The sequence below is a fragment of the Cupriavidus sp. 8B genome (genome assembly GCF_054589115.1).
The window spans coordinates 39558-59423 of sequence record NZ_BAAILO010000056.1 but is presented as its reverse complement, the minus strand read 5'-3'; the positions used below and the strand labels follow the sequence as shown (position 1 = coordinate 59423).

Below are 19866 nucleotides of genomic sequence, written 5' to 3'. Positions count from 1 at the left end.
GAGACCACGGTTGGACGATAGGAGCCGGATGAATCGAGAGGTTCATGTCCGGATCTGTGAGGGCGTGAGGGTGCGATTCCCTTGCGCTACTCGACTCAACATACGATCGGCCGGCCGGTGCTCCAGGTTGTGCACGTAGGCAAAACTATGGCCGGCATCCTGATCGCGCATTGACTTCCCGACGATCACTTCGAACCAGCCGTCCTGCCGGCGCCGGTGGCCGGCCAGCCGAAGGTAGCCGCCGTCAATGCCGACGGCGCGGACCGGACTAGGCTCCGGGATGTCGGGCGAACCGACGCTCGCGGCCACCTCCGCGTGCTGCCGGGCGTCGGTAGCCTGTTCCGCTTCCAGCCGGCGACCGAGCCTGGTGACCTGGCGCCGGATCGAGCTGGCTGCCAGCACATGATCGAGCGGCAACACCTCTTGCAGGACGTTGACGGTCAGACCATACGACATCAGCGCTGCGAACTTGACCTCGAGATACTGCAGTTCTGGACTGACCCGCTCAGGCAAGCAGTTGGCGACCGGACTGAAGGTGGGGGCGTCGCCCTGGCATTGCCGACAGGGATACAGCCTGGGACTGTCAATCGACAGTCGCCCGAACGCGCTACGGAAGACCAAGTGATGGTGGCCCTTGCAAGCCAACTGCGCACCGCACGTGGGACAAACGCTGGTCCGGGCAACTACCTCGGCAACCTGTGCCGCGACCATCGTGCGCTGCAGCCGACCCAGCAATGATTTCGCCTCCTCCAGATGCAGGCCCAGCGAGCCCACATCGAGGCAGTCTCTCTCGAACTGGGCAATTTCGGTGACGGTGGCTGGCACCCCTCCCTCGTCCTGCACTACGAGTTGCAAGCTGATACGCATGGCCACCCTCCTCCCTTGGAAGCCGCGGCGACCAGTCTACCTCTCGAGGTGTCGCAACCGATCATTGACGATCTGACGGTCAAAGCGACGATCCAGCCAAGTCAGCCATCGGTCGACCTCATCGCGTAAGTCTTCCAGCACGATTGGGCCCTCGCGCAGTGACTCGAGCCAATCGAGGAACTCGTACTCACTGCGTTCGTCCCTGGCCTCCAGATACCTCTCGATCCCGCCAACGTCCTCTGGCGGGCAAGGCCCGCAACCCGCCACGCAATGTGGCAGCCCGCCAGGATGTTGCCGCAGCATACGCCGCTCCACCCGTATCTCGTGGCGCCACCACGCGTTGAAGTCATACACATAGACCAAGCCTTCGTGTTCGCGGAGACGAAACGCGGTCAGCGGCAGTTCGTTTGCCACTGTGGAGAACTGCAAGACGTCCTCATGAGCTTCGCCGTAATGCCTACCACGAATGCTGAACTGGTGCAGATGTTCGCCCGCCCAGCCCATGACTACCTGGATGACATTGTGCAATTGTGGGAGCGTCAAATGCTCGGGAACGAGGACGCGTCGCCAAACCGGCGGGCTTAGGCCGCGCAGAGCAATTCGAAGTTGAAGGATGGAGGTCGCCGCCCCAGGATCGGAAGCCATGCGCGCATTTTGGGTGCCTCATTGGCCTCTCGGCGGTAGTCCGGTCGCTCGCCCCCGTTTTGGCGCGGTCTCCATAAAGGACGCCGAACTCGCCGCCGGCCGCATCGAACCGGTAATGGGTCACGCCCGGCGCGCGGCGGTTGTAGTAAATAGGGTCCAGGTGCGCGCGATGGATCCGCCAGAGCGCTACCCTCTCGAGATCGAGCATCTTTGTGGTAAGCCGACGGTCGGCGAGGTCGGCCGGCGGCAGCGGACACCCCAAATCTTCTGCGCTAAAGGTCATGCGGCGCCCTGCTCGTCGCGGTACCGCGCGTCGACGAGCCGCACAACGACGTCTATCGGGGCCGCTGCATCGGCGATCCAATCCGCCGGCGTGCGTCCCTCCAGGCCTACTTGCGGGCGATGCAGAAAATTATGGATAACCCAACTGCTCGCGCCGGCAGCCACAAATGGTGCAAGCACAGCGGTCAGCCGCTCGGAATCGACGTGGAACTGCCACGACGGATAGCGAAACCCTCGCTCGCGCCCCGGCAGCACGAGGGCATAGAGGCGACCCGCCTGGCGGTCCTGGTTGATGGCGCGGTCCGAACGTCCCGCATAAAGCGCCGCGTCCTTAAGAGACAGGTTTTCTGGCTGTTCCCACTCCCGGGCGGCTGCCAGTCGACCACGTTCGCGCGCCTCTTGCAGCGGATCGGAATGCGCTGCCCCGCCGGCATGTGCCACAGTCTCCCCGGCAGCAATAAAAGGACGCTCGCGGAGCGGACGGTTTGGCTTCGCAAAGATGCGAACGATCCTACCGAGTGCCGCGTCTAGTTCGTGTTGGACTTCGACGGACAACGCGACCTCACGGGATGCGTCGTTGACGAGCGCCACTGCCGTCTCAATTAGCTCACAGGGGGTGGCGTGTTGCTGGTCGCGCGCTACCGCAGACGATGCAGCACGACGAGCGCGGGCACTCGAGAGCTGCGTAGCTTCGAGCCGGACAGGGGCGGCCGGGAAACGCGCGCGAAGAGAGATACGGCGGTGTAGGGTCATGAACATATGATAGTTCATGAAGTTCATGACGCCAACATTTTGGCCAAGCGCGTAGCGGTCGAGCACCCCTACCTCTGGTTCATGGCGACTGCCCATCACTTTGAAAGATGGTAAATATGTCTTTTCGTCCACTTTAATTAGGCATTGTGCCCGCCAGCACCCGGTGCCGATATGGACGCTCAGGTCGAGTTTGCCCATTGCCGGGAAGCACTGGTCGGTATCCGGCAATGCCACCGCGAAATTGCCCCCCAGGCAGATCAGGGCCCTGGACTTGCCATCGATCATTGCCTGCATCGCGTTGACGGCATCGTGCCCGTGTCCGGCGGGCGGGCTGGAGCCAAAGGTGTCTTCGATCCGCGGCAGGAAGCCAGCCGACGGCTTTTCGGTGATGCCGACGGTCCGGTTCCCCTGCACATTGTAGTGGCCGCGCAAGGGGCAGATACCGGCGCCGGGCTTGCCAAAGTTGCCTCGCAGCATCAGCAGGTCGCACAGCAGGCGGACATTGGCCGTGCCTTCGTTGTGCTGGGTCACGCTCATGCCGTAGGTGACGATGGTGGCATTCGACTTCGCATAGGCCGCCGCGACCAGTTCCAGGTCGGCGCGGCTGAGGCCGCTGGTCTTTTCGATATCCGCCCATTCGGTCGCCTTCAGGTCTTCGGCCAGCGCCTCAAAGCCCTCGGTGTGGACCGAGATGAAGTCGTAGTCCAGCACATTGCCCTGGCTGGCTTCCAGATCCAGCAGTGCCTTCATCACCCCCTTGATGGCCGCGGCGTCGCCCCCGGCGCGGACCAGGAAGTAGGACGACGCAATCCGGGTGGAACCATAGGTGGCCATCTCCACCATGTTCTGCGGATCCGCAAAGCGCTCCAGCGCCCGTTCGCGCAGCGGGTTGCACCAGGATCGGCACCTTGCGCCGCGACGCCTCGTGATATGTCCCCATCATTCGCGGGTGGTTGGTGCCCGGGTTGTGGCCGATCGAAATGATCAGCTCGCATTCGTCAAATTCGTCCAGCGACACCGTGCCCTTGCCGATGCCGATCGAGCGCGGCAGGCCCACGCTGGTAGGCTCATGGCACACGTTCGAACAATCGGGGAAATTGTTCGTGCCATATTCCCGCGCGAACAGCTGGTACAGGTATGCGGCCTCGTTGGAAGCCCTGTCGGACGTATAGAACTCGACCTGCTCCGGCGCCAGCCCGCGCAGGATCTCGCCGATGCGGGCAAACGCAGCTTCCCACTCCACCGCCCGGAACGTGTCGGTGGCGCGGTCGTAGACGAGCGGATGCGTCAGCCGGCCAAAGTCTTCGAGCTCGTAGTCGGTCCGGTTCAACAGCGACGACACCGTGTTGGCCGCGAAGAACTCGGGGGCACCCGCTTCGTGGTTGCCTCCCAGGTCACGGCCTTGGCGTCGTTCTCGCAGAACTGGAACGTCGATCTGTGCTCCTTGTCGGGCCATGCGCACCCGCGGCAATCGAAGCCGTCGGGCTGGTTGGTCCGCATCAGTGTGATCGGGGCCTTGACGGTCTCCATCTGCGACCGGATCGCCGTGGCGGTTGCCTTCAGCGCGCCCCAGTCTCCGGCGGGACCGTCGTACTGTCGAATGCCCGGCACTTCGCGGCGTCGTTTGGCCATGTTCGCTCCTTGGATCGATCCAAGCTTTCTGGAGACGGCGTTGCGGTTAGTCACGCGTGCGGTTTCCTGCTGCCGGTTTGCTCCTCTCTCCCGCGTGCGGGAGAGGGGAGCGTATGCGTGGGTTCGTCGTGCTGCAGGCGGCTCCTTCAGAGATAAAGCTTCGCCACCCTCTCCAACGCCATCGGCTTGATCCGCGATGCCTGCCCGGCGCAGCCGAAGGCCTCGAAGCGCAGCTTCACCACGCTCCTCGCCCCCTTCTTGGCCGCCCGCAGCGCCTTGCGCGGATCGAACTCGCTGCGGTCTTCGGACAAGGACTTGCGGATCGCCCCGGTCATGGCAAGGCGGATATCGGTGTCGATATTCACCTTGCGCACCCCCATCTTGATGCCGCGCAGGATCTCCTCGACTGGCACGCCATAGGTCTCCTTGATGTCGCCGCCGTACTGGCGGATGATCTCCAGCCATTCCTGCGGCACCGAGCTGGAGCCGTGCATCACCAGGTGGGTGTCGGGGATCTGCTCGTGGATCTCGCGGATGCGGTCCATTGCCAGGATGTCGCCGGTGGGCTTGCGCGAGAACTTGTAGGCGCCGTGGCTGGTGCCGATGGCAATGGCCAGCGCGTCCACGCCGGTGCGGGCGACGAAGTCGCGCGCCTGCGCCGGGTCGGTCAGCATCATGTCGTGCGACAGCGTGCCCGCCGCGCCCACGCCGTCCTCTTCGCCGGCCTGGCCGGTTTCGAGCGAGCCCAGGCAACCCAGTTCGCCCTCCACCGACACGCCGATCGCATGCGCCATCTCGCACACGCGCCGCGTGACGTCGACGTTGTAGTCGTAGTCGGACGGGGTCTTCATGTCTTCACGCAACGAGCCGTCCATCATCACGCTGGTGAAGCCGGAGCGGATCGAGGCCTGGCACACCGCCGGGCTGGAGCCGTGGTCCTGGTGCAGCACGATGGGAATGTCCGGATGGGTCTCGGCCGCGGCCAGCACCATATGGCGCAGGTAAGCCTCGCCGGCGTACTTGCGGGCGCCGGCCGAGGCCTGCAGGATGACCGGGCTGTCGGTTTCCTCGGCCGCTTCCATGATGGCGTGGATCTGTTCCAGGTTGTTGACGTTGAAAGCCGGCACGCCGTAGCCGAACTCTCCGGCGTGGTCCAGCAGCTGGCGCAAGGATATGAGTGCCATGGTGAAGCTCCTTTACTTGATGCGGATTCGATGAGGCCTGGTTCAGGTGGCGGCGCGCTGCTCCAGCACGGCCAGTGCGGGCAGCGTCTTGCCTTCGAGAAACTCCAGGAACGCGCCGCCGCCGGTCGAGATATAGCCCACGCGGTCGGCAATGCCGTACTTGGCGATGGCGGCCAGCGTGTCGCCGCCGCCTGCGATCGAGAAGGCCCTCGATTCGGCGATGGCCTGCGCCAGCACCCTGGTGCCGTTGCCGAACTGGTCGAACTCGAACACGCCGACCGGGCCGTTCCAGACGATGGTGCCGGCGGCCTTGAGCTGCTCAGCCAGCATGGCCGCGGTCTTCGGGCCGATATCGAGGATCATGTCGTCGTCGGCCACGTCCTTCACGTCCTTGACGGTGGCGGCGGCCCTGGCGCTGAATTCCTTTGCGCACACCACATCGACCGGGATCGGCACCGAGGCGCCGCGGGCGGCCATGATGTCGATGACGGCCCTGGCATCGACCATCAAGTCAGGCTCGGCCAGCGACTTGCCGATCTTGAGGCCGGCAGCCAGCATGAAGGTATTGGCGATGCCGCCGCCCACCACCAGGTTGTCCACCTTGTCGGCCAGCGACTTCAGGATGGTCAGCTTGCTCGAGACCTTGGAGCCGGCCACGATGGCCACCAGCGGGCGCGCCGGCTGGCCCAGGGCCTTGCCCAGCGCGTCGATCTCGGCGGCCAGCAGCGGGCCGGCGCAGGCGATCGGGACGTACCGGGCGATGCCATGCGTGGTGGCTTCGGCACGGTGGGCGGTGCCGAAGGCATCGTTCACATAGACATCGCACAGCGCGGCCATCTTCTGCGCCAGTTCGTCGCTGTTCTTCTTCTCGCCCGTGTTCATGCGGCAGTTTTCCAGCAGCACCACCTGCCCGGGCGGAACCTGGAAGCCGCCCTCGGTCCAGCCGGACAAGAGCGGTACCTGGCGGCCCAGCAGCTCCGACAGGCGGCGGCCCACCGGTGCAAGGCTGTGGCGCGGGTCCGGATCCCCTTCCTGGGGCCGGCCCAGGTGCGAGGTGACCATCACCGCAGCCCCCGCCTGCAGGCAGGCCGCGATGGCGGGCACGGAGGCACGGATGCGGGTATCGTCGGTGATAAGGCCCGCGGCATCCTGGGGGACGTTTAGATCGGCCCGGATAAAGACACGCTTGCCAGCCAGCCCGCCTGCGGCGAGCAGCGCGGCCAGCGTGTGCGGCGCCGCCGCGGGTTTCGGTTGCGGGTCCGTAGCATGGGATAGACTCATCATGGCCACCTGCTAGCGTGCATGGGCCAACGCCACCGCGGTATCCAGCATGCGGTTGGAGAAGCCCCATTCGTTGTCATACCAGGCCGACACCTTGACCAGCGTGCCGCTGACCTTGGTCAGGGTGGCGTCGAAGGTGGACGAGGCCGGGTTGTGGTTGAAGTCCACCGAGACCAGCGGCGCGGTGTTGTAGTCGAGGATGCCCTTGAGCTCGCCTTCGGCAGCCGCCTTCAGGATACCGTTCACCTCTTCCACGGCGGTGGGCCGCGCCGCCACGAAGGACAGGTCGACCAGCGACACATTGATGGTCGGCACGCGCACGGCAAAGCCGTCCAGCCGGCCGTCCAGCTCAGGCATCACCAGCCCGACCGCGGCGGCGGCACCAGTCTTGGTCGGGATCATCGACATGGTGGCCGAGCGCGCCCGGCGCAGGTCCTCGTGGTAGACGTCGGTCAACACCTGGTCGTTGGTATAGGAATGCACGGTGGTCATCAGGCCGTTCACCACGCCCAGCTTCTCATGCAGCGGCTTGACCAGCGGCGCCAGGCAGTTGGTGGTGCACGAGGCGTTGGAGATCACCGTGTCGGTCGCCTTCAGCACGCCGTGGTTCACGCCGTAGACGATGGTGGCGTCCACGTCCTTGCCGCCGGGGGCGGAGATGATCACCTTCTTCGCGCCGGCCTTCAGGTGGGCCGAGGCCTTGTCCTTGCTGGTGAAGAGCCCGGTGCACTCCATCACCACATCCACGCCCAGCTCGCCCCATGGCAGCTCGCCCGGGTTGCGCTGGGCCAGCACGCGGATCCGGTCGCCGTTGACACGGAAGGCGTCGCCGTCGACCGAGACCTCACCCGGGAAGCGGCCGTGGACGGTGTCGTACTGGGTCAGGTGGGCATTGGTGGCGGCGTTGCCGAGATCGTTGATGGCCACGATTTCGAGATCGTGCCGCTTGCCGCTTTCATAGTGGGCGCGCAGCACATTGCGGCCGATGCGTCCGTAGCCGTTGATGGCAACCTTGATAGTCATGCTGTCTCCATTTGCTTGTCTTGGTATCCTTGCCGGTCGCGCCAGCGCGCCGGCGCAACATCAGGTGGCTGGCACCAGCCGCGCCGGCGTCAGCAGCGCCGGCAACGCCTCCAGCGAATCGACCAGCGCGTCGGCGCCCAGCGCCGCGGGCCCGCCGGGGCCGGCGTAGCCATAGCGCATCAGGCAGACCGGGATGCCGGCCGCGCGCGCCGCCGCCACGTCCACCGCTGAGTCCCCCACCAACACGCCGTGCACCGGATCGACGTCGAGCAGGCGGCAGGCATGGCGCAGCGGTTCGGGGTCCGGTTTCATCTGTGCGATCGAATCGCCTGCCACCAGCACTTCCAGGTACGCCGCCAGCCCGGTCAGCGCCAGCAGCGGCGCCGCCAGCGCGCGCGGCTTGTTGGTCACGCAGGCCAGCCGGTAGCCTTGCCGCTGGAGCGCGGCCAGTCCGGCCTCCACGCCCGGGAACACTGACCCGAGGCGGCCGTTGGTCTCTACATAGTGGCGGTGGAATATCGCCACCGCATCGGCGGCGTCCACCCGCGGCGCGATCTGGGCGGTCTCAAGCACGCGCCGCACCAGGTTGGGCACCCCGCGGCCGATGAAGGCGGCTACGGTATCGAACGGCAGCGCCGGGCTGCCGAGGTCGGCCAGCATGCGGTTGGCGGCTTCGACAATGTCAGGCGCGCTATCGACCAGCGTGCCATCCAGGTCTATCAGCACCGCGCTGCAGGGCATGGACGCGGTAGCCATCACTCGCCCTCCAGCAGTGCGCGTGCTGCAGCCGCGACATGCGTCGGGGTCAGGCCGAAATGCTGGTACAGCGCCTCGGCCGGCGCCGATTCGCCGAAAGTATCGATGCCCAGCGCCACGCCTCCTTCGCCCACTACGCCGCGCCAGTACCAGGTGGCGCCGGCCTCGACACTGACGCGCGGCACACCCGGCGGCAGCACCGTGTCCCGGTATGCCGCGTCCTGCGCGTAGAACAGTTCCACACAGGGCATGGACACCACGCGCGCGGCGATGCCTGCATCGGCCAGCTCGTGCGCGGCGCGCACGGCGATCTCCACTTCGGAGCCTGTGGCCACCAGCACCACGCGCGGCGCCGTCGCATCGCGCAGCGCATAGCCGCCCCGCGCGATGCTGGCGCGCTGGGCCGCATCGCGCTCGAACGGCATCAACGCCTGCCGCGATAGCACCAGGCAGGTCGGGCCATCCTCACGCTGCAGTGCGGCCAGCCACGCGTACGCGGTCTCGGCGCCGTCGCAGGGGCGCCAGACCTGGTTGTTGGGGATCAGCCGCAGGCTGGCGGCGTGTTCCACCGGCTGGTGGGTGGGACCGTCCTCGCCAAGGCCGATGGAATCATGGGTCAGCACGTGCACCACGCGCAGGCGCATCAGCGCCGCCATGCGGATGGCATTGCGCGAATAGTCCGAGAACGTCATGAACGTGCCGCCGTAGGGGATCAGCCCGCCATGCAGCGCGATGCCGTTCATGACGGCGGCCATGCCGAACTCGCGCACGCCGTAGCTCACGTAGTTGCCGTGCCCGGCGTGGTTGACCCAGACCGACGCCTTGACATTGGTCAGGTTGGAGCCGGTCAGGTCGGCCGAGCCGCCCAGCAGTTCGGGCAAGGCGGGCGTGAGCGCCTCCAGGCAGAGCTGCGATGCCTTGCGCGTGGCGATCTTGCCTTGCAGCGCCGAAGGCGCATCCAGCAGCGCCATCAGTTCCGCATCGAAGCCTTCCGGCAAGCGGCCATTGACACGGCGCAGGAACTCCTCGGCCAGCTCGGGATGCGCCGCGCGATAGCCGGCGAAGCGCGCTTCCCATTCGGCCTCGCGCGCGGCGCCTTGCGCCCGCGCGTCCCAGGCGTCGGCCACGTCCACCGGCACCGTAAAGGGCTCGGCGTCCCAGCTCAGCGCTTCGCGCATGGCGGCAACTTCCTGCGCGCCCAGCGGTGCGCCATGCACGTCGTGCCCGCCGGCCTTGGCCGGCGCGCCCTTGCCGATTACGGTCCGGCAGCAGATCAGCGTGGGCCGCTCGCGCTCGGCTTTGGCCGCGCACAGCGCGGCGTCTATGGCCTGCGCGTCGTGCCCGTCGACGCCGGCGATCACATGCCAGCCGTAGGCGGCAAAGCGCTTTGGGGTGTCATCGGCGAACCAGCCGACAACATTGCCATCGATGGAAATGCCGTTGTCGTCGTACAGGCAGATCAGCTTGCCCAGCTTGAGCGTGCCCGCGAGCGAGCCGGCCTCGTGGCTGAGACCCTCCATCAGGCAGCCGTCGCCAAGAAACACATAGGTGTGGTGGTCGACGATGTCGAAGGCGGGGCGGTTGAAGCTGGCGGCCAGCAGCTTCTCCGACAGCGCCATGCCGACCGCATTGGCCAGGCCCTGCCCCAACGGGCCGGTGGTGGTTTCCACGCCCGGCGTCACGCCGAGCTCCGGATGCCCGGGCGTGGCCGCGTGCAACTGGCGGAACTGGCGCAGCTGCGACATCGGCAGGTCGTAGCCGGTCAGGTGCAGCAGCGCATACTGCAGCATGGAGGCATGGCCGTTGGACAGCACGAAGCGGTCACGGTCGGGCCAGGCCGGGTTGGCCGGGTTGTGGCGCAGGTGGCGCCGCCACAGGGCTTCGGCCATCTCGGCCATGCCCATGGGTGCGCCGGGGTGGCCGGAGCGGGCCTGCTCCACCGCGTCGGCGGCCAGGAAGCGCAGCGCGTTGGCGCAACGCGCTGCGGAATCGATGCGTTCAGGGGCGTTCATCTCTGGTGTCCTTGCAAGAGGGTCACAGCGCGGCGCGCTTGCGGCGCTCCATCATGCGCAGCACGAAGGGCGTGAAGATCAGCTGCATGGCCAGTTCCATCTTGCCGCCGGGCACCACGATGGTGTTGGCGCGCGACATGAAGGAGTCGTGGATCATGCTCAGCAGGTACTGGAAGTCGATCCCCTTCGGGTTGGCAAAGCGGATCACCACCATGCTTTCATCGGGCGCGGGGATTTCGCGCGAGATAAAGGGGTTGGACGTGTCCACGCACGGCACCCGCTGGAAGTTCACATGCGTGTGCGAGAACTGCGGGCAGATGAAGTTCACGTAGTCCGGCATGCGGCGCAGGATGGTGTCGGTCACCGCCTCGGTCGAATAGCCGCGCTGCTTCTTGTCGCGCCAAAGTTTCTGGATCCACTCCAGGTTGATGACGGGCACCACCCCGATCAGCAGGTTGGGATACTGGGCAACATTGACCTCGTCGGTGACCACGCCGCCGTGCAGGCCTTCATAGAACAGCAGGTCAGTGTCGGCTGGCAACGGCTCCCACTCGGTGAAGGTGCCGGGCTCTTGCCCGAAGGGGGCGGCCTCCTCCGCGCTATGCAGATAGCGCCGGCGCATGCCGGTGCCGGATTCCGCGTAGGAGCGGAACAGGCTCTCCAGGTCGCCGAACAGGTTGTTCTCCGGGCCGAAGTGGCTGAAGTTCATATTGCCGGTGCGTTCGGCCTCGGCCATCTTGACCTTCATCTCGGCGCGGTCGTAACGGTGGAAACTGTCGCCTTCGATCACCACCGACTTCACGCCTTCGCGGCGGAAGATGTTCTCGAAGGTACGGGTCACCGACGTGGTACCGGCGCCCGAGGAGCCGGTGATGGCGATAATGGGATAACGTTCTGACATGGCCAGGCACCTCAGGCAGACGCGCGGAACAGGCTGCGCTCGTTGAACAGGGGACTCGGAAGGTCGGGATCGGTCTGGTCGGTGTGGTAGTGCTCGATCCGTTCCACTTCATGGCGCGAGCCGAAGATCACGCCGATGCGCTGATGCAGCGCGCCCGGCGCCACCGACATCAGCGTCTGCCGGCCGGTGCTGGCGCGCCCGCCGGCTTGCTCCATCAGGAAAGCGATTGGATTGGCCTCGTAGAGCAGGCGCAGGCGGCCCGGCTTGGCGGGATCCTTGGTGTCGCGGGGGTACATGAAGACGCCGCCACGCATCAGGATGCGGTGCGCCTCGGCCACCATCGACGCGATCCAGCGCATATTGAAATCCTTGCCACGCGGCCCGCTCTTGCCGGCCATGCACTCGGAGATGTAGCGCTGGACCGGCGCTTCCCAGAAGCGGCTGTTCGAGGCGTTGATGGCAAATTCCTGGGTATCGGCCGGCACCCGCAGGTCGGGATGGGTGAGAAAGAATTCGCCCAGATTGGGGTCGAGGGTGAAGCCGTTGACCCCGTTGCCTACGGTCAGCACCAGCATGGTGGTAGGACCGTAGAGCGCGTAGCCGGCCGCCACCTGGGCCGTGCCGGGCTGCAGGAAGTCCTGCTCGGTGACAGCACTTGCGCCCTCCGGTGCGCGCAGCACCGAGAAGATGCTGCCCACCGAGACATTGACGTCGATGTTGGACGAGCCGTCGAGCGGATCGAACACCAGCAGGTACTTGCCGCGCGGGTAGTGCTCCGGGATCTGGTAAGGCGCCTCCATCTCCTCCGACGCCATGCCGGCCAGGTACCCGCCCCACTCGTTGACGCGCAGGAAGGTGGTATTGCTCAGCACGTCCAGCTTCTGCTGGATTTCGCCTTGCACGTTGACGGCCCCTTCCTCTCCAGCTTGCGTGCTGGCCTTGCCGTGCAAGCCCCCCAGCGCGCCGAAGGCAACCGCGCGCGCAATTTCCTTGCAGGCCATGGCAACGTTGAGTATCAGACCGTTGAAGCCGCCGCTGGCGTCCGGATAGCGGCGGCGTTCCTCGATCAGGAACTGCGTCAGGGTCATCCTTTGGACTTCAGGCATGACAGGTCTCCTCTAGATTGACTATGTGTTCTTGTGTAGTGCCGGTGCGGATGGCCTACGTGATAGTGGCGGCCTCGCGCAGGCGGCGCAGGATGCTCCAGTAGCCGCCGTCGGCATCCGGCGCGCCGAACACGGCGCTGCCGGCCACGAAGGTGTCGGCGCCCGCGCGGGCGATGTCGGCAATGTTATCGGCCTTGACGCCGCCGTCGATCTCCAGCCAGACCGGCCGGCCGCCGGCTTCCAGCTGCCGGTCGATGCGCGCCCTTGCCTGGCGCACCTTGTCCAGCACGCCCGGAATGAAGGCTTGGCCGCCGAAGCCCGGGTTCACGCTCATCAGCAGCACCAGGTCGAGCTTGTCCAGCGTATGGTCCAGCCAGCTCAGCGGCGTGGCCGGGTTCAACACCAGTCCGGCCTTGCAGCCGTGGTCGCGGATCAGGCCGATGGTGCGGTCCACATGGCGGCCCGCCTCCGGATGGAAGCTGATGATGTTGGCGCCGGCCTTGGCAAACAGTGGGATCAGCGCATCGACCGGCTCCACCATCAGGTGCACGTCGATGGGGATGGAGACCAGCGGACGGATCGCCTCGCACACCAGCGGCCCAATGGTCAGGTTGGGCACATAGTGGTTGTCCATCACATCGAAGTGCACCAGGTCCGCGCCGCCGGCCTCGACCGCGCACACCTGTTCGCCCAGGCGCGCGAAATCGGCCGACAGGATCGATGGCGCCAGGCGGATGGCGCGTTGGCTACCGTGGCCGGTGTTGGGTTCGGTGGCATGCATATCAGGTCGCCTCAATCAGGGTGCCGCAGTGCCAGGCGCGCAATGCGGCAAGATCGGCCCAGCGCTGAGCGGCGCCGGGCACGTGCTGGGGCATGGGTTCGCCGGGATCGCCAAGATGCGGCAGCACCAGCAGCGCCCCCTCGAAGGAGTCCTGCCCGCTGAAGGCGGTGGGCGTGACCAAGGTGGGGATGCCGGCCGCCCGGGCGGCGCGCAGTCCGTTCTCCGAATCCTCGATGGCCAGGCAATCACCGCCTTCCAGGCCGAGCCGCTCCAGCACGGCCAGGTACACATCAGGCGCCGGCTTCTTGATCGCGGTGGTGCCGGCGTCGCAGATGGCGGCAAAGCGCCGGCGCCAGTCCGCGCCAAGCGGCGCCTGCAGCAGCGCGTCGAGGTTGGCCGGCGTGGTGGTGGTGGCAATCGCCAGCGGGAGGCCGGCCTCGCCGGCCTCGGCGATCAGGCGGGCAATGCCCGGGCGCAGCGGCGGGCCGCCCGCCCCCACGCGCTCGGCATAGTGGCGGGTCTTGATGGCGTGCACGGCGTCGATGGTTTCCTTCACCTTGCAGCCGCGGGCCTCTTCCGGGTCGACCATGCGCCAGTAATGCATCAGGCGCTCCTTGCCGCCCGCCACCCTGAGCAGGCGCGTGTAGAGCGGCGCATCCCAGTGCCAGTCCAGGCCGACCTCGGCGAAAGCGGCATTGAAGGCTTGCAGGTGGGCGCTTTCGGTATCGGCCAGCGTGCCGTCGACATCGAAAATCAGGGCTTGCATGGCTTACTCCTTGGCCGGCGTCTGCGCGGCCGGCGCGGCCGGCCCAGCCTTCGAAAACACGCGGCTGGCGAGCAGGTCAGCCGCCGTGATGGTGGTCAGGGTACGGTCGTCGACCACCGTGCCGGCGTCGTCCAGCAGGCGCGAGGCATGGCGCAGCCGCGCACGGTCCAGCGCATTGCGCACGCTGCGGGCATTGGCAAAGTGCGGCTGCGCCATACGCCGGGCCAGGTAGTCGGCAAACACGGTCCGGCTTTCGTCGTCGAAGCGGTACTGCATCTCGGCCAGCATCAGGTCTGCGATCTGGCGCAGCTCGTCGAGCTGGTAGTCAGGGAAATCGACATGGTGGGCAACGCGCGAGGACATGCCCGGGTTGGACTCGAAGAAGCGGTCCATGCGGTCCTTGTAGCCGGCCAGGATCACCACCAGGTCGTCACGGTTGTTCTCCATCACCTGCAGCAGGATCTCGATGGCCTCCTGGCCGTAGTCGCGCTCGTTCTCCGGCCGGTAGAGGTAGTAGGCCTCGTCGATGAAGAGCACCCCGCCCATGGCCTTCTTCAGGATTTCCTTGGTCTTGGGCGCGGTATGGCCGATGTACTGGCCGACCAGGTCGTCGCGGGTCACCGCCACCAGGTGGCCGCGCCGCACGTAGCCCAGCTGGTGCAGGATCTGCGCCATGCGCATGGCGACGGTGGTCTTGCCGGTGCCGGGATTGCCGGTGAAGCACATATGCAGGCTGGGCGCACCGGCGCTGAAGCCGCGCGCGGCGCGCAGCTTGTCCACCAGCAGCAAGGCGGCGATATCGCGGATGCGCGCTTTCACCGGCTTCAGTCCGATCAGCTCGCGGTCAAGCTGGGCCAGCAGCTCGGTGATGCCCGAGCTGGCCAGCGATTCGGCCAGCGATCCGGCCTGAGCAGCTGGCGGCTGCAGCGGTGCGGTCGTTTCAGGTGCGGACATGGCAAGCTCCGTGAGGATCATTCGATCATTCGGCTCGATAGATTCGAGGCGCAGCTCCCCCCGATGCGCAGCCTAGTGGCGGCGCAGCCGCGGGATTGCACAGTCAGGAAATCGCCGGCGGCAGCGCCGTGGCGGCGCTGCGCGGCGGTTCAGCCGGTGCCGCTCAGTAGCGGCTGCCCTCAGGGCGTGCCTGCACGGCGTAGCTCTCGATCGAGTAGCGCATCGTACGGCCGGGCTCTTCCTGGCGCACCAGGCGGAAGCCGGGCTCGTCGGCAGGACGGTTGACGATGAACGACATCACCACCGACTCCACCGTATGGGTCGAATCGAAAGCCGTGACGCGGATGTAGTGGTTGGGGAAGGTGCTGCGCGCGTTGTTGATCTCCAGCAGGATGCCGGCCGCATCGCGCAGGTCGAACATCGGCAGGCCGAACATGTCCCAGTAGGTATTGCGCGGATGCGGGTCGTCGGTGTACTCGATGCCCACCGCCCAGCCCTTGTTCAAGCAGTATTCAAGCTGGCTGGTGATCTGCGCGTCGGTGAGGTCGGGCAGGAAGGAGAAAGTGCCTTGAGTAATACGCATGATGTCCTCTCGTTCTTTGGGTTCGCTGTGGTGGCGTGCTTTGGTGTCGTCTGGCCAGGCTCAAGCCACCGACGCGGTGGGCGCGAAGTCCGAGGTGTCGGTCGGCGTGTAGTTGAAGCTGATGTCGCCCCAGGTATCGAGCGCGGCCCGCAGCGGCCCGCACCAGCGCGCGGCGTCGCGCAGGATCTCCGGCCCTTCGTTGAGGATGTCGCGGCCCTCGTTGCGCGCCAGCACCATCGCTTCCAGCGCAACGCGGTTGGCGGTGGCGCCGGCCTGGATGCCCTGCGGGTGGCCGATGGTGCCGCCGCCAAACTGCAGCACCACGTCATCGCCGAAGAGGTGGATCAGCTGGTGCATCTGGCCGGCGTGGATACCGCCGGAGGCCACCGGCATCACCTTGCGCAGCGACGCCCAGTCCTGGTCGAAGAACAGCCCGCGCGTCAGGTCGGTATGGGTGTAGGCGTCGCGGCAGACGTTGTAGTAGCCCTGCACAGTGAGCGGATCGCCTTCCAGCTTGCCCACCGCGGTGCCCGTATGCATGTGGTCCACGCCGGCGAGGCGCAGCCATTTGGCAATCACGCGGAAGGACACGCCATGGTTCTTCTGCCGGGTGTAGGTGCCATGGCCCGCGCGGTGCAGGTGCAGGATCATGTCGTTCTGGCGGCACCAGTTGCTCATGGACTGGATGCAGGTCCAGCCCACGATCAGGTCGATCATGATGATGACCGAGCCCAGCGACTTGGCGAACTCGGCGCGCCGGTACATCTCTTCCATGGTGCCGGCAGTCACGTTGAGGTAGCTGCCCTTGACCTCGCCCGTGGCGGCCGAAGCCTTGTTGACGGCGTCCATCACGAACAGGAAGCGGTCGCGCCAGTGCATGAAGGGCTGCGAGTTGATGTTCTCGTCGTCCTTCATGAAGTCCAGCCCGCCCTTCAGGCCCTCATACACCACGCGGCCGTAGTTGCGGCCCGACAGGCCCAGCTTGGGCTTGGTGGTGGCGCCCAGCAGCGGGCGGCCGAACTTGTCCAGCCGCTCGCGCTCAACGATGATGCCGGTGGACGGGCCGGCGAAGGTCTTCACATAGGCAACCGGAAAGCGCATGTCTTCCAGGCGCGCAGCCTTGATCGGCTTGAAGCTGAAGACATTGCCGATGATCGACGCGGTCAGGTTGGCGATCGAGCCTTCCTCGAACAGCGACAGGTCATAGGCCACGTAGCAGAAGAACTGTTCCGGGTTGTTCGGCACCGGATCGACCCGGTAGGCCTTGGCGCGGTACATGTCGCAGGCGGTCAGACGGTCGGTCCACACCACCGTCCAGGTGGCGGTGGAGGATTCGCCGGCCACCGCGGCGGCAGCCTCGACCGAATCCACGCCGTCCTGCGGCGTGATGCGGAACAGCGCCAGCAGGTCGGTGTCCTTGGGCTCGTAGTCCGCGTCCCAGTACCCCATTTCCTTGTACTTCATGACGCCGGCGTCATAGCGCTTGCGCGGCTTGGCTTGGACCGATTCAGGTGCGTTCATGCTTGTCTCCTTGCGTGGTTGAGCGGCGTGTAGCTGCGTTGATGAAAAGATATAGGCCCACCCACATAAGGTAAATTCAGATATTCTTAGTCACCGCATAAGCAATCCCTTAAGTGCGAAGCAAGATGCACATCACGGGAACATCCAAAGCCGCCCCCTCTGCCCATGTCCTTCCTGCGTGCCCTCACTCTTCGCCAGTTGCAGATCTTTGTCACCGTGGCCAGGCACGCCAGCTTCGTGCGCGCAGCCGAGGAACTGCACCTGACCCAGCCAGCTGTCTCGATGCAGGTCAAGCAGCTTGAATCGGTGGTCGGCCTGGCGCTGTTCGAACGGATCAAGGGGCAGCTCACGCTGACCGAGCCCGGCGACCGCCTGCTGCACCACGCGTCGCGGATCCTCGGCGAGGTCAAGGACGCCGAAGAAGGCCTGCAGGCGGTCAAGGACGTCGAGCAGGGTTCGATCACGATCGGGCTGATCAGCACCGCGAAGTACTTCGCGCCCAAGCTGCTCGCCGGCTTTACGGCGCTGCACCCGGGCGTGGACCTGCGCATCGCCGAAGGCAATCGTGAAACGCTGTTGCGGCTGCTGCAGGACAATGCGATCGACCTCGCGCTGATGGGCCGCCCGCCGCGCGAACTGGACGCCGTGTCGGAACCCATCGCCGCGCATCCGCACGTGCTGGTAGCCTCGCCGCAGCACCCACTGCACGACGCGAAGGGGTTCGACCTGCAGGAACTGCGTCACGAGACCTTTTTGCTGCGCGAACCGGGTTCCGGCACCCGCACCGTGGCGGAGCACATGTTCCGGGACCACCTGTTCACGCCAGCCAAGGTCATCACCCTGGGCAGCAACGAAACCATCAAGCAGGCCGTGATGGCCGGCATGGGCATCAGCCTGTTGTCGCTGCACACGCTGTCACTGGAACTGCGCACCGGCGAGATTGCACTGCTGGACGTGACCGGCACGCCGATCGAGCGCATCTGGCATGTCGCGCATATGTCCAGCAAGCGTTTGTCGCCGGCCAGCGAGAGCTGCCGCGCCTACCTGCTGGAGCACACGGCGGAGTTTCTGGGGAAGGAATACGGCGGGCTGATGCCCGGGCGACGCGTGGCTTGAGCCCTCCCTGACGAGGCACTGGCGACCATCGACTACGAGGCAGATTGCGAATCCTCTGATCGCCAAGCGCGACGGCGTTGGGGACAGCGCCATCACCAAAAACAACGGTGATCGGGCGTACCAACCCGGAACTCGCTAAAGATGGCTGTATCACGCAGCCATTCGCGCGTGCATGTCTCCTCAGTTAATGGTGGGCCGGGCGGGGCAGCCGTAAGGCTGGCCGGATTTAGCGAGCCGGTGTTGGTACCCCCCGTTGTCAGGCCCGCTACAAGAACGGCGCAACGGCGACTGCAGCCGGTTGGGTCAGGTTGACCGCTTTGGCCTGAGGATTCAACCGGTTGATGCAACACACTAGAGACTGCATGAGCAGCGGAGGTGTTGCAAATGAAGCAAAGACGACGGATCTACTACACCGAAAGCCAGAAGGCATTTATGTGGGAGCGCTGGCGGACAGGTGAAACGCTTCATCAGATTGCCCGGCTGTTCGATCGGAACCACTCGTCAGTACAGGGGATTCTTGCGGAGGCCGGCGGTATCCAGCCAGCACAACGACACCGCTCCAGGGTGGCGTTGACGCTTGCCGAACAAGAGGAGATCTCGCGCTCAATGGTTGCTGGCCACTCGATTCGTTCAGTAGCAGCCCGGCTCGGACGAGCCCCATCTTCCATTAGCCGAGAGGTCAGGCGAAATGGTGGCAGTCAGGGTTATCGGGAGAATCAGGCCGACCAGCTTGCCTGGGAGCGATGCCATGGCCCGAGCGCACGCCCGGCGCACCATGGCACAACGAGGCCATTGACGGCATTGCCCGAAATGGCCGACGCGAATGGAGGAAGTCCAGCGGCTATCACCGGCGTTCTCTCGTCGAGAACTTGATGTACCGGCTCAAGACGCTCACAGGCAATCGCCGTACCACCGGATACGGACGCCTTCCCGTGGGAAATCAATCGGTCGTCGCCTGTCAGAGCAGCTCAAGCCAATGACTGTCCGTGCGCACCAGATGGCGGCCACGGTCGAAGCGAGCATAACCAACGCTGTCGAAAGACTCCAAAACCTGAATCGCACGTTTCTGTCCAAATCCGGTGGCATTGTGAAACGTCCCAGCGCAGACCGTGCCGGCTTTCTTATGGGCTTCGGCAGCGGCGAGCAAGGCCAGGTCGCGCACCGCATCCGGAGCGTAAAAGAGGTCGGGCACGACCTGAAAGGTCTCGCCGTGACGCGCGAGCTTGCGCATCATCTGCCGCACCCTGTCCTCCGGGATACCATGCGCACTCGTAAGCTCGCGCACCCAGGGAGGATCGAGGCGCCCCGCTTAAATGGCCCGCTGCAGAGTCGATGAGCAAGAGCCATACCCATGTCGGATTCCTTTTGCAGTCAGGCACTGCAGGGCGCGGCCTGGGCTGTGGACCGCTGCAATGGACAAGATGTCCACTCGTAAGCCCGGCCGGCGGGTCACTCTATCCATCCTGGACCCTGGGTAGACCTGCCGAATCTGCTCAGAAAGCCGCCACTTAAGGAATCACTTATAGGTGGGCAAAGAATTGCTGAATTTACCTTAAGTGGGCAGGCGGATATCTTTGGGCGGAAGGTGCTGGTCTTGCCGGTGATTCTCTGGGCCGCGGTGACATGTCCCAACGCCTGGAGGCAATCAACACGCCGGCCAAGGCGACGAGTCAGTTCAAGGATGGCTCTCAGTTCAACCGCGG

General features: G+C 65.6%; 15 protein-coding genes and 4 pseudogenes. 3 read left to right on the top strand and 16 right to left on the bottom strand.

Annotation, left to right across the window (positions count from 1 at the left end; all coding sequences use genetic code 11):
- Nucleotides 1-81 precede the first annotated feature (81 nt).
- From ACYP5B_RS05465 to ACYP5B_RS05395, 15 genes and pseudogenes are all read right to left on the bottom strand, one after another.
- Nucleotides 82-867 (bottom strand): annotated as a pseudogene (locus ACYP5B_RS05465) (ISKra4-like element ISBte1 family transposase); the annotation flags it as partial.
- Between the two features lie 36 nt (nt 868-903).
- Nucleotides 904-1512 carry a plasmid pRiA4b ORF-3 family protein gene (locus ACYP5B_RS05460; RefSeq protein ID WP_459568879.1) on the bottom strand — a complete coding sequence of 203 codons (609 nt, stop codon included), beginning with the start codon at nt 1510-1512 and terminating at the stop codon, nt 904-906.
- A gap of 1146 nt (nt 1513-2658) precedes the next feature.
- Nucleotides 2659-4179: pseudogene (locus ACYP5B_RS05455) on the bottom strand (FdhF/YdeP family oxidoreductase); the annotation flags it as partial.
- A gap of 146 nt (nt 4180-4325) precedes the next feature.
- Entirely contained in the window at nt 4326-5363 is a 1038-nt protein-coding gene (gene fba / locus ACYP5B_RS05450) for a class II fructose-bisphosphate aldolase (protein ID WP_459568878.1), read from the bottom strand.
- 42 nt (nt 5364-5405) lie between these two features.
- On the bottom strand, nt 5406-6647 hold the full coding sequence (locus ACYP5B_RS05445) for a phosphoglycerate kinase (protein ID WP_459568877.1): 1242 nt from the start codon (nt 6645-6647) through the stop codon (nt 5406-5408).
- Between the two features lie 9 nt (nt 6648-6656).
- Nucleotides 6657-7667 carry a type I glyceraldehyde-3-phosphate dehydrogenase gene (gene gap / locus ACYP5B_RS05440; protein ID WP_459568876.1) on the bottom strand — a complete coding sequence of 337 codons (1011 nt, stop codon included), beginning with the start codon at nt 7665-7667 and terminating at the stop codon, nt 6657-6659.
- A gap of 60 nt (nt 7668-7727) precedes the next feature.
- The gene (gph, locus tag ACYP5B_RS05435) at nt 7728-8423 is read right to left on the bottom strand and encodes a phosphoglycolate phosphatase (protein WP_459568875.1); all 696 of its coding nucleotides are present in this window, start codon (nt 8421-8423) and stop codon (nt 7728-7730) included.
- A complete protein-coding gene (tkt, locus tag ACYP5B_RS05430; protein WP_459568874.1) occupies nt 8423-10435 on the bottom strand; it encodes a transketolase in 2013 nt (670 codons plus the stop codon). Before tkt ends, gph begins: the two co-directional genes overlap by 1 nt.
- A 22-nt stretch (nt 10436-10457) precedes the next feature.
- Nucleotides 10458-11336 (bottom strand): phosphoribulokinase, encoded by an 879-nt coding sequence (locus tag ACYP5B_RS05425; RefSeq protein ID WP_459568873.1) that lies wholly within the window; start codon nt 11334-11336, stop codon nt 10458-10460.
- A gap of 11 nt (nt 11337-11347) precedes the next feature.
- Complete coding sequence (locus ACYP5B_RS05420; RefSeq protein ID WP_459568872.1) at nt 11348-12442, bottom strand: class 1 fructose-bisphosphatase; 1095 nt, start codon at nt 12440-12442, stop codon at nt 11348-11350.
- A gap of 55 nt (nt 12443-12497) precedes the next feature.
- Nucleotides 12498-13223 (bottom strand): ribulose-phosphate 3-epimerase, encoded by a 726-nt coding sequence (gene rpe / locus ACYP5B_RS05415; protein ID WP_459568871.1) that lies wholly within the window; start codon nt 13221-13223, stop codon nt 12498-12500.
- Between the two features lies 1 nt (nt 13224).
- A complete protein-coding gene (locus ACYP5B_RS05410) occupies nt 13225-13989 on the bottom strand; it encodes an HAD family hydrolase (RefSeq protein WP_459568870.1) in 765 nt (254 codons plus the stop codon).
- 3 nt (nt 13990-13992) lie between these two features.
- The gene (gene cbbX / locus ACYP5B_RS05405; RefSeq protein ID WP_459568868.1) at nt 13993-14943 is read right to left on the bottom strand and encodes a CbbX protein; all 951 of its coding nucleotides are present in this window, start codon (nt 14941-14943) and stop codon (nt 13993-13995) included.
- Nucleotides 14944-15106: 163 nt separating this feature from the next.
- Nucleotides 15107-15526 carry a ribulose bisphosphate carboxylase small subunit gene (locus ACYP5B_RS05400; RefSeq protein WP_459568867.1) on the bottom strand — a complete coding sequence of 140 codons (420 nt, stop codon included), beginning with the start codon at nt 15524-15526 and terminating at the stop codon, nt 15107-15109.
- A 60-nt stretch (nt 15527-15586) separates the two neighbouring features.
- Nucleotides 15587-17047, bottom strand: coding sequence for a form I ribulose bisphosphate carboxylase large subunit (locus tag ACYP5B_RS05395; RefSeq protein WP_459568865.1), 1461 nt, complete (start codon nt 17045-17047; stop codon nt 15587-15589).
- Between the two features lie 165 nt (nt 17048-17212).
- Between ACYP5B_RS05395 and ACYP5B_RS05390 the strand changes: the two genes are divergently transcribed.
- The 3 genes and pseudogenes from ACYP5B_RS05390 to ACYP5B_RS05380 form a co-directional block, all read left to right on the top strand.
- On the top strand, nt 17213-18163 hold the full coding sequence (locus ACYP5B_RS05390) for a LysR substrate-binding domain-containing protein (protein ID WP_459568864.1): 951 nt from the start codon (nt 17213-17215) through the stop codon (nt 18161-18163).
- 384 nt (nt 18164-18547) lie between these two features.
- Nucleotides 18548-18919: pseudogene (locus tag ACYP5B_RS05385) on the top strand (helix-turn-helix domain-containing protein); the annotation flags it as partial.
- Nucleotides 18901-19065: pseudogene (locus tag ACYP5B_RS05380) on the top strand (IS5/IS1182 family transposase); the annotation flags it as partial. The pseudogenes ACYP5B_RS05385 and ACYP5B_RS05380, both read left to right, overlap by 19 nt.
- 56 nt (nt 19066-19121) lie before the next feature.
- On the opposite strand, the gene ACYP5B_RS05375 reads toward ACYP5B_RS05380, so the two are convergent.
- Nucleotides 19122-19448 (bottom strand): hypothetical protein, encoded by a 327-nt coding sequence (locus tag ACYP5B_RS05375; protein WP_459568863.1) that lies wholly within the window; start codon nt 19446-19448, stop codon nt 19122-19124.
- Between the last annotated feature and the right edge of the window lie 418 nt (nt 19449-19866).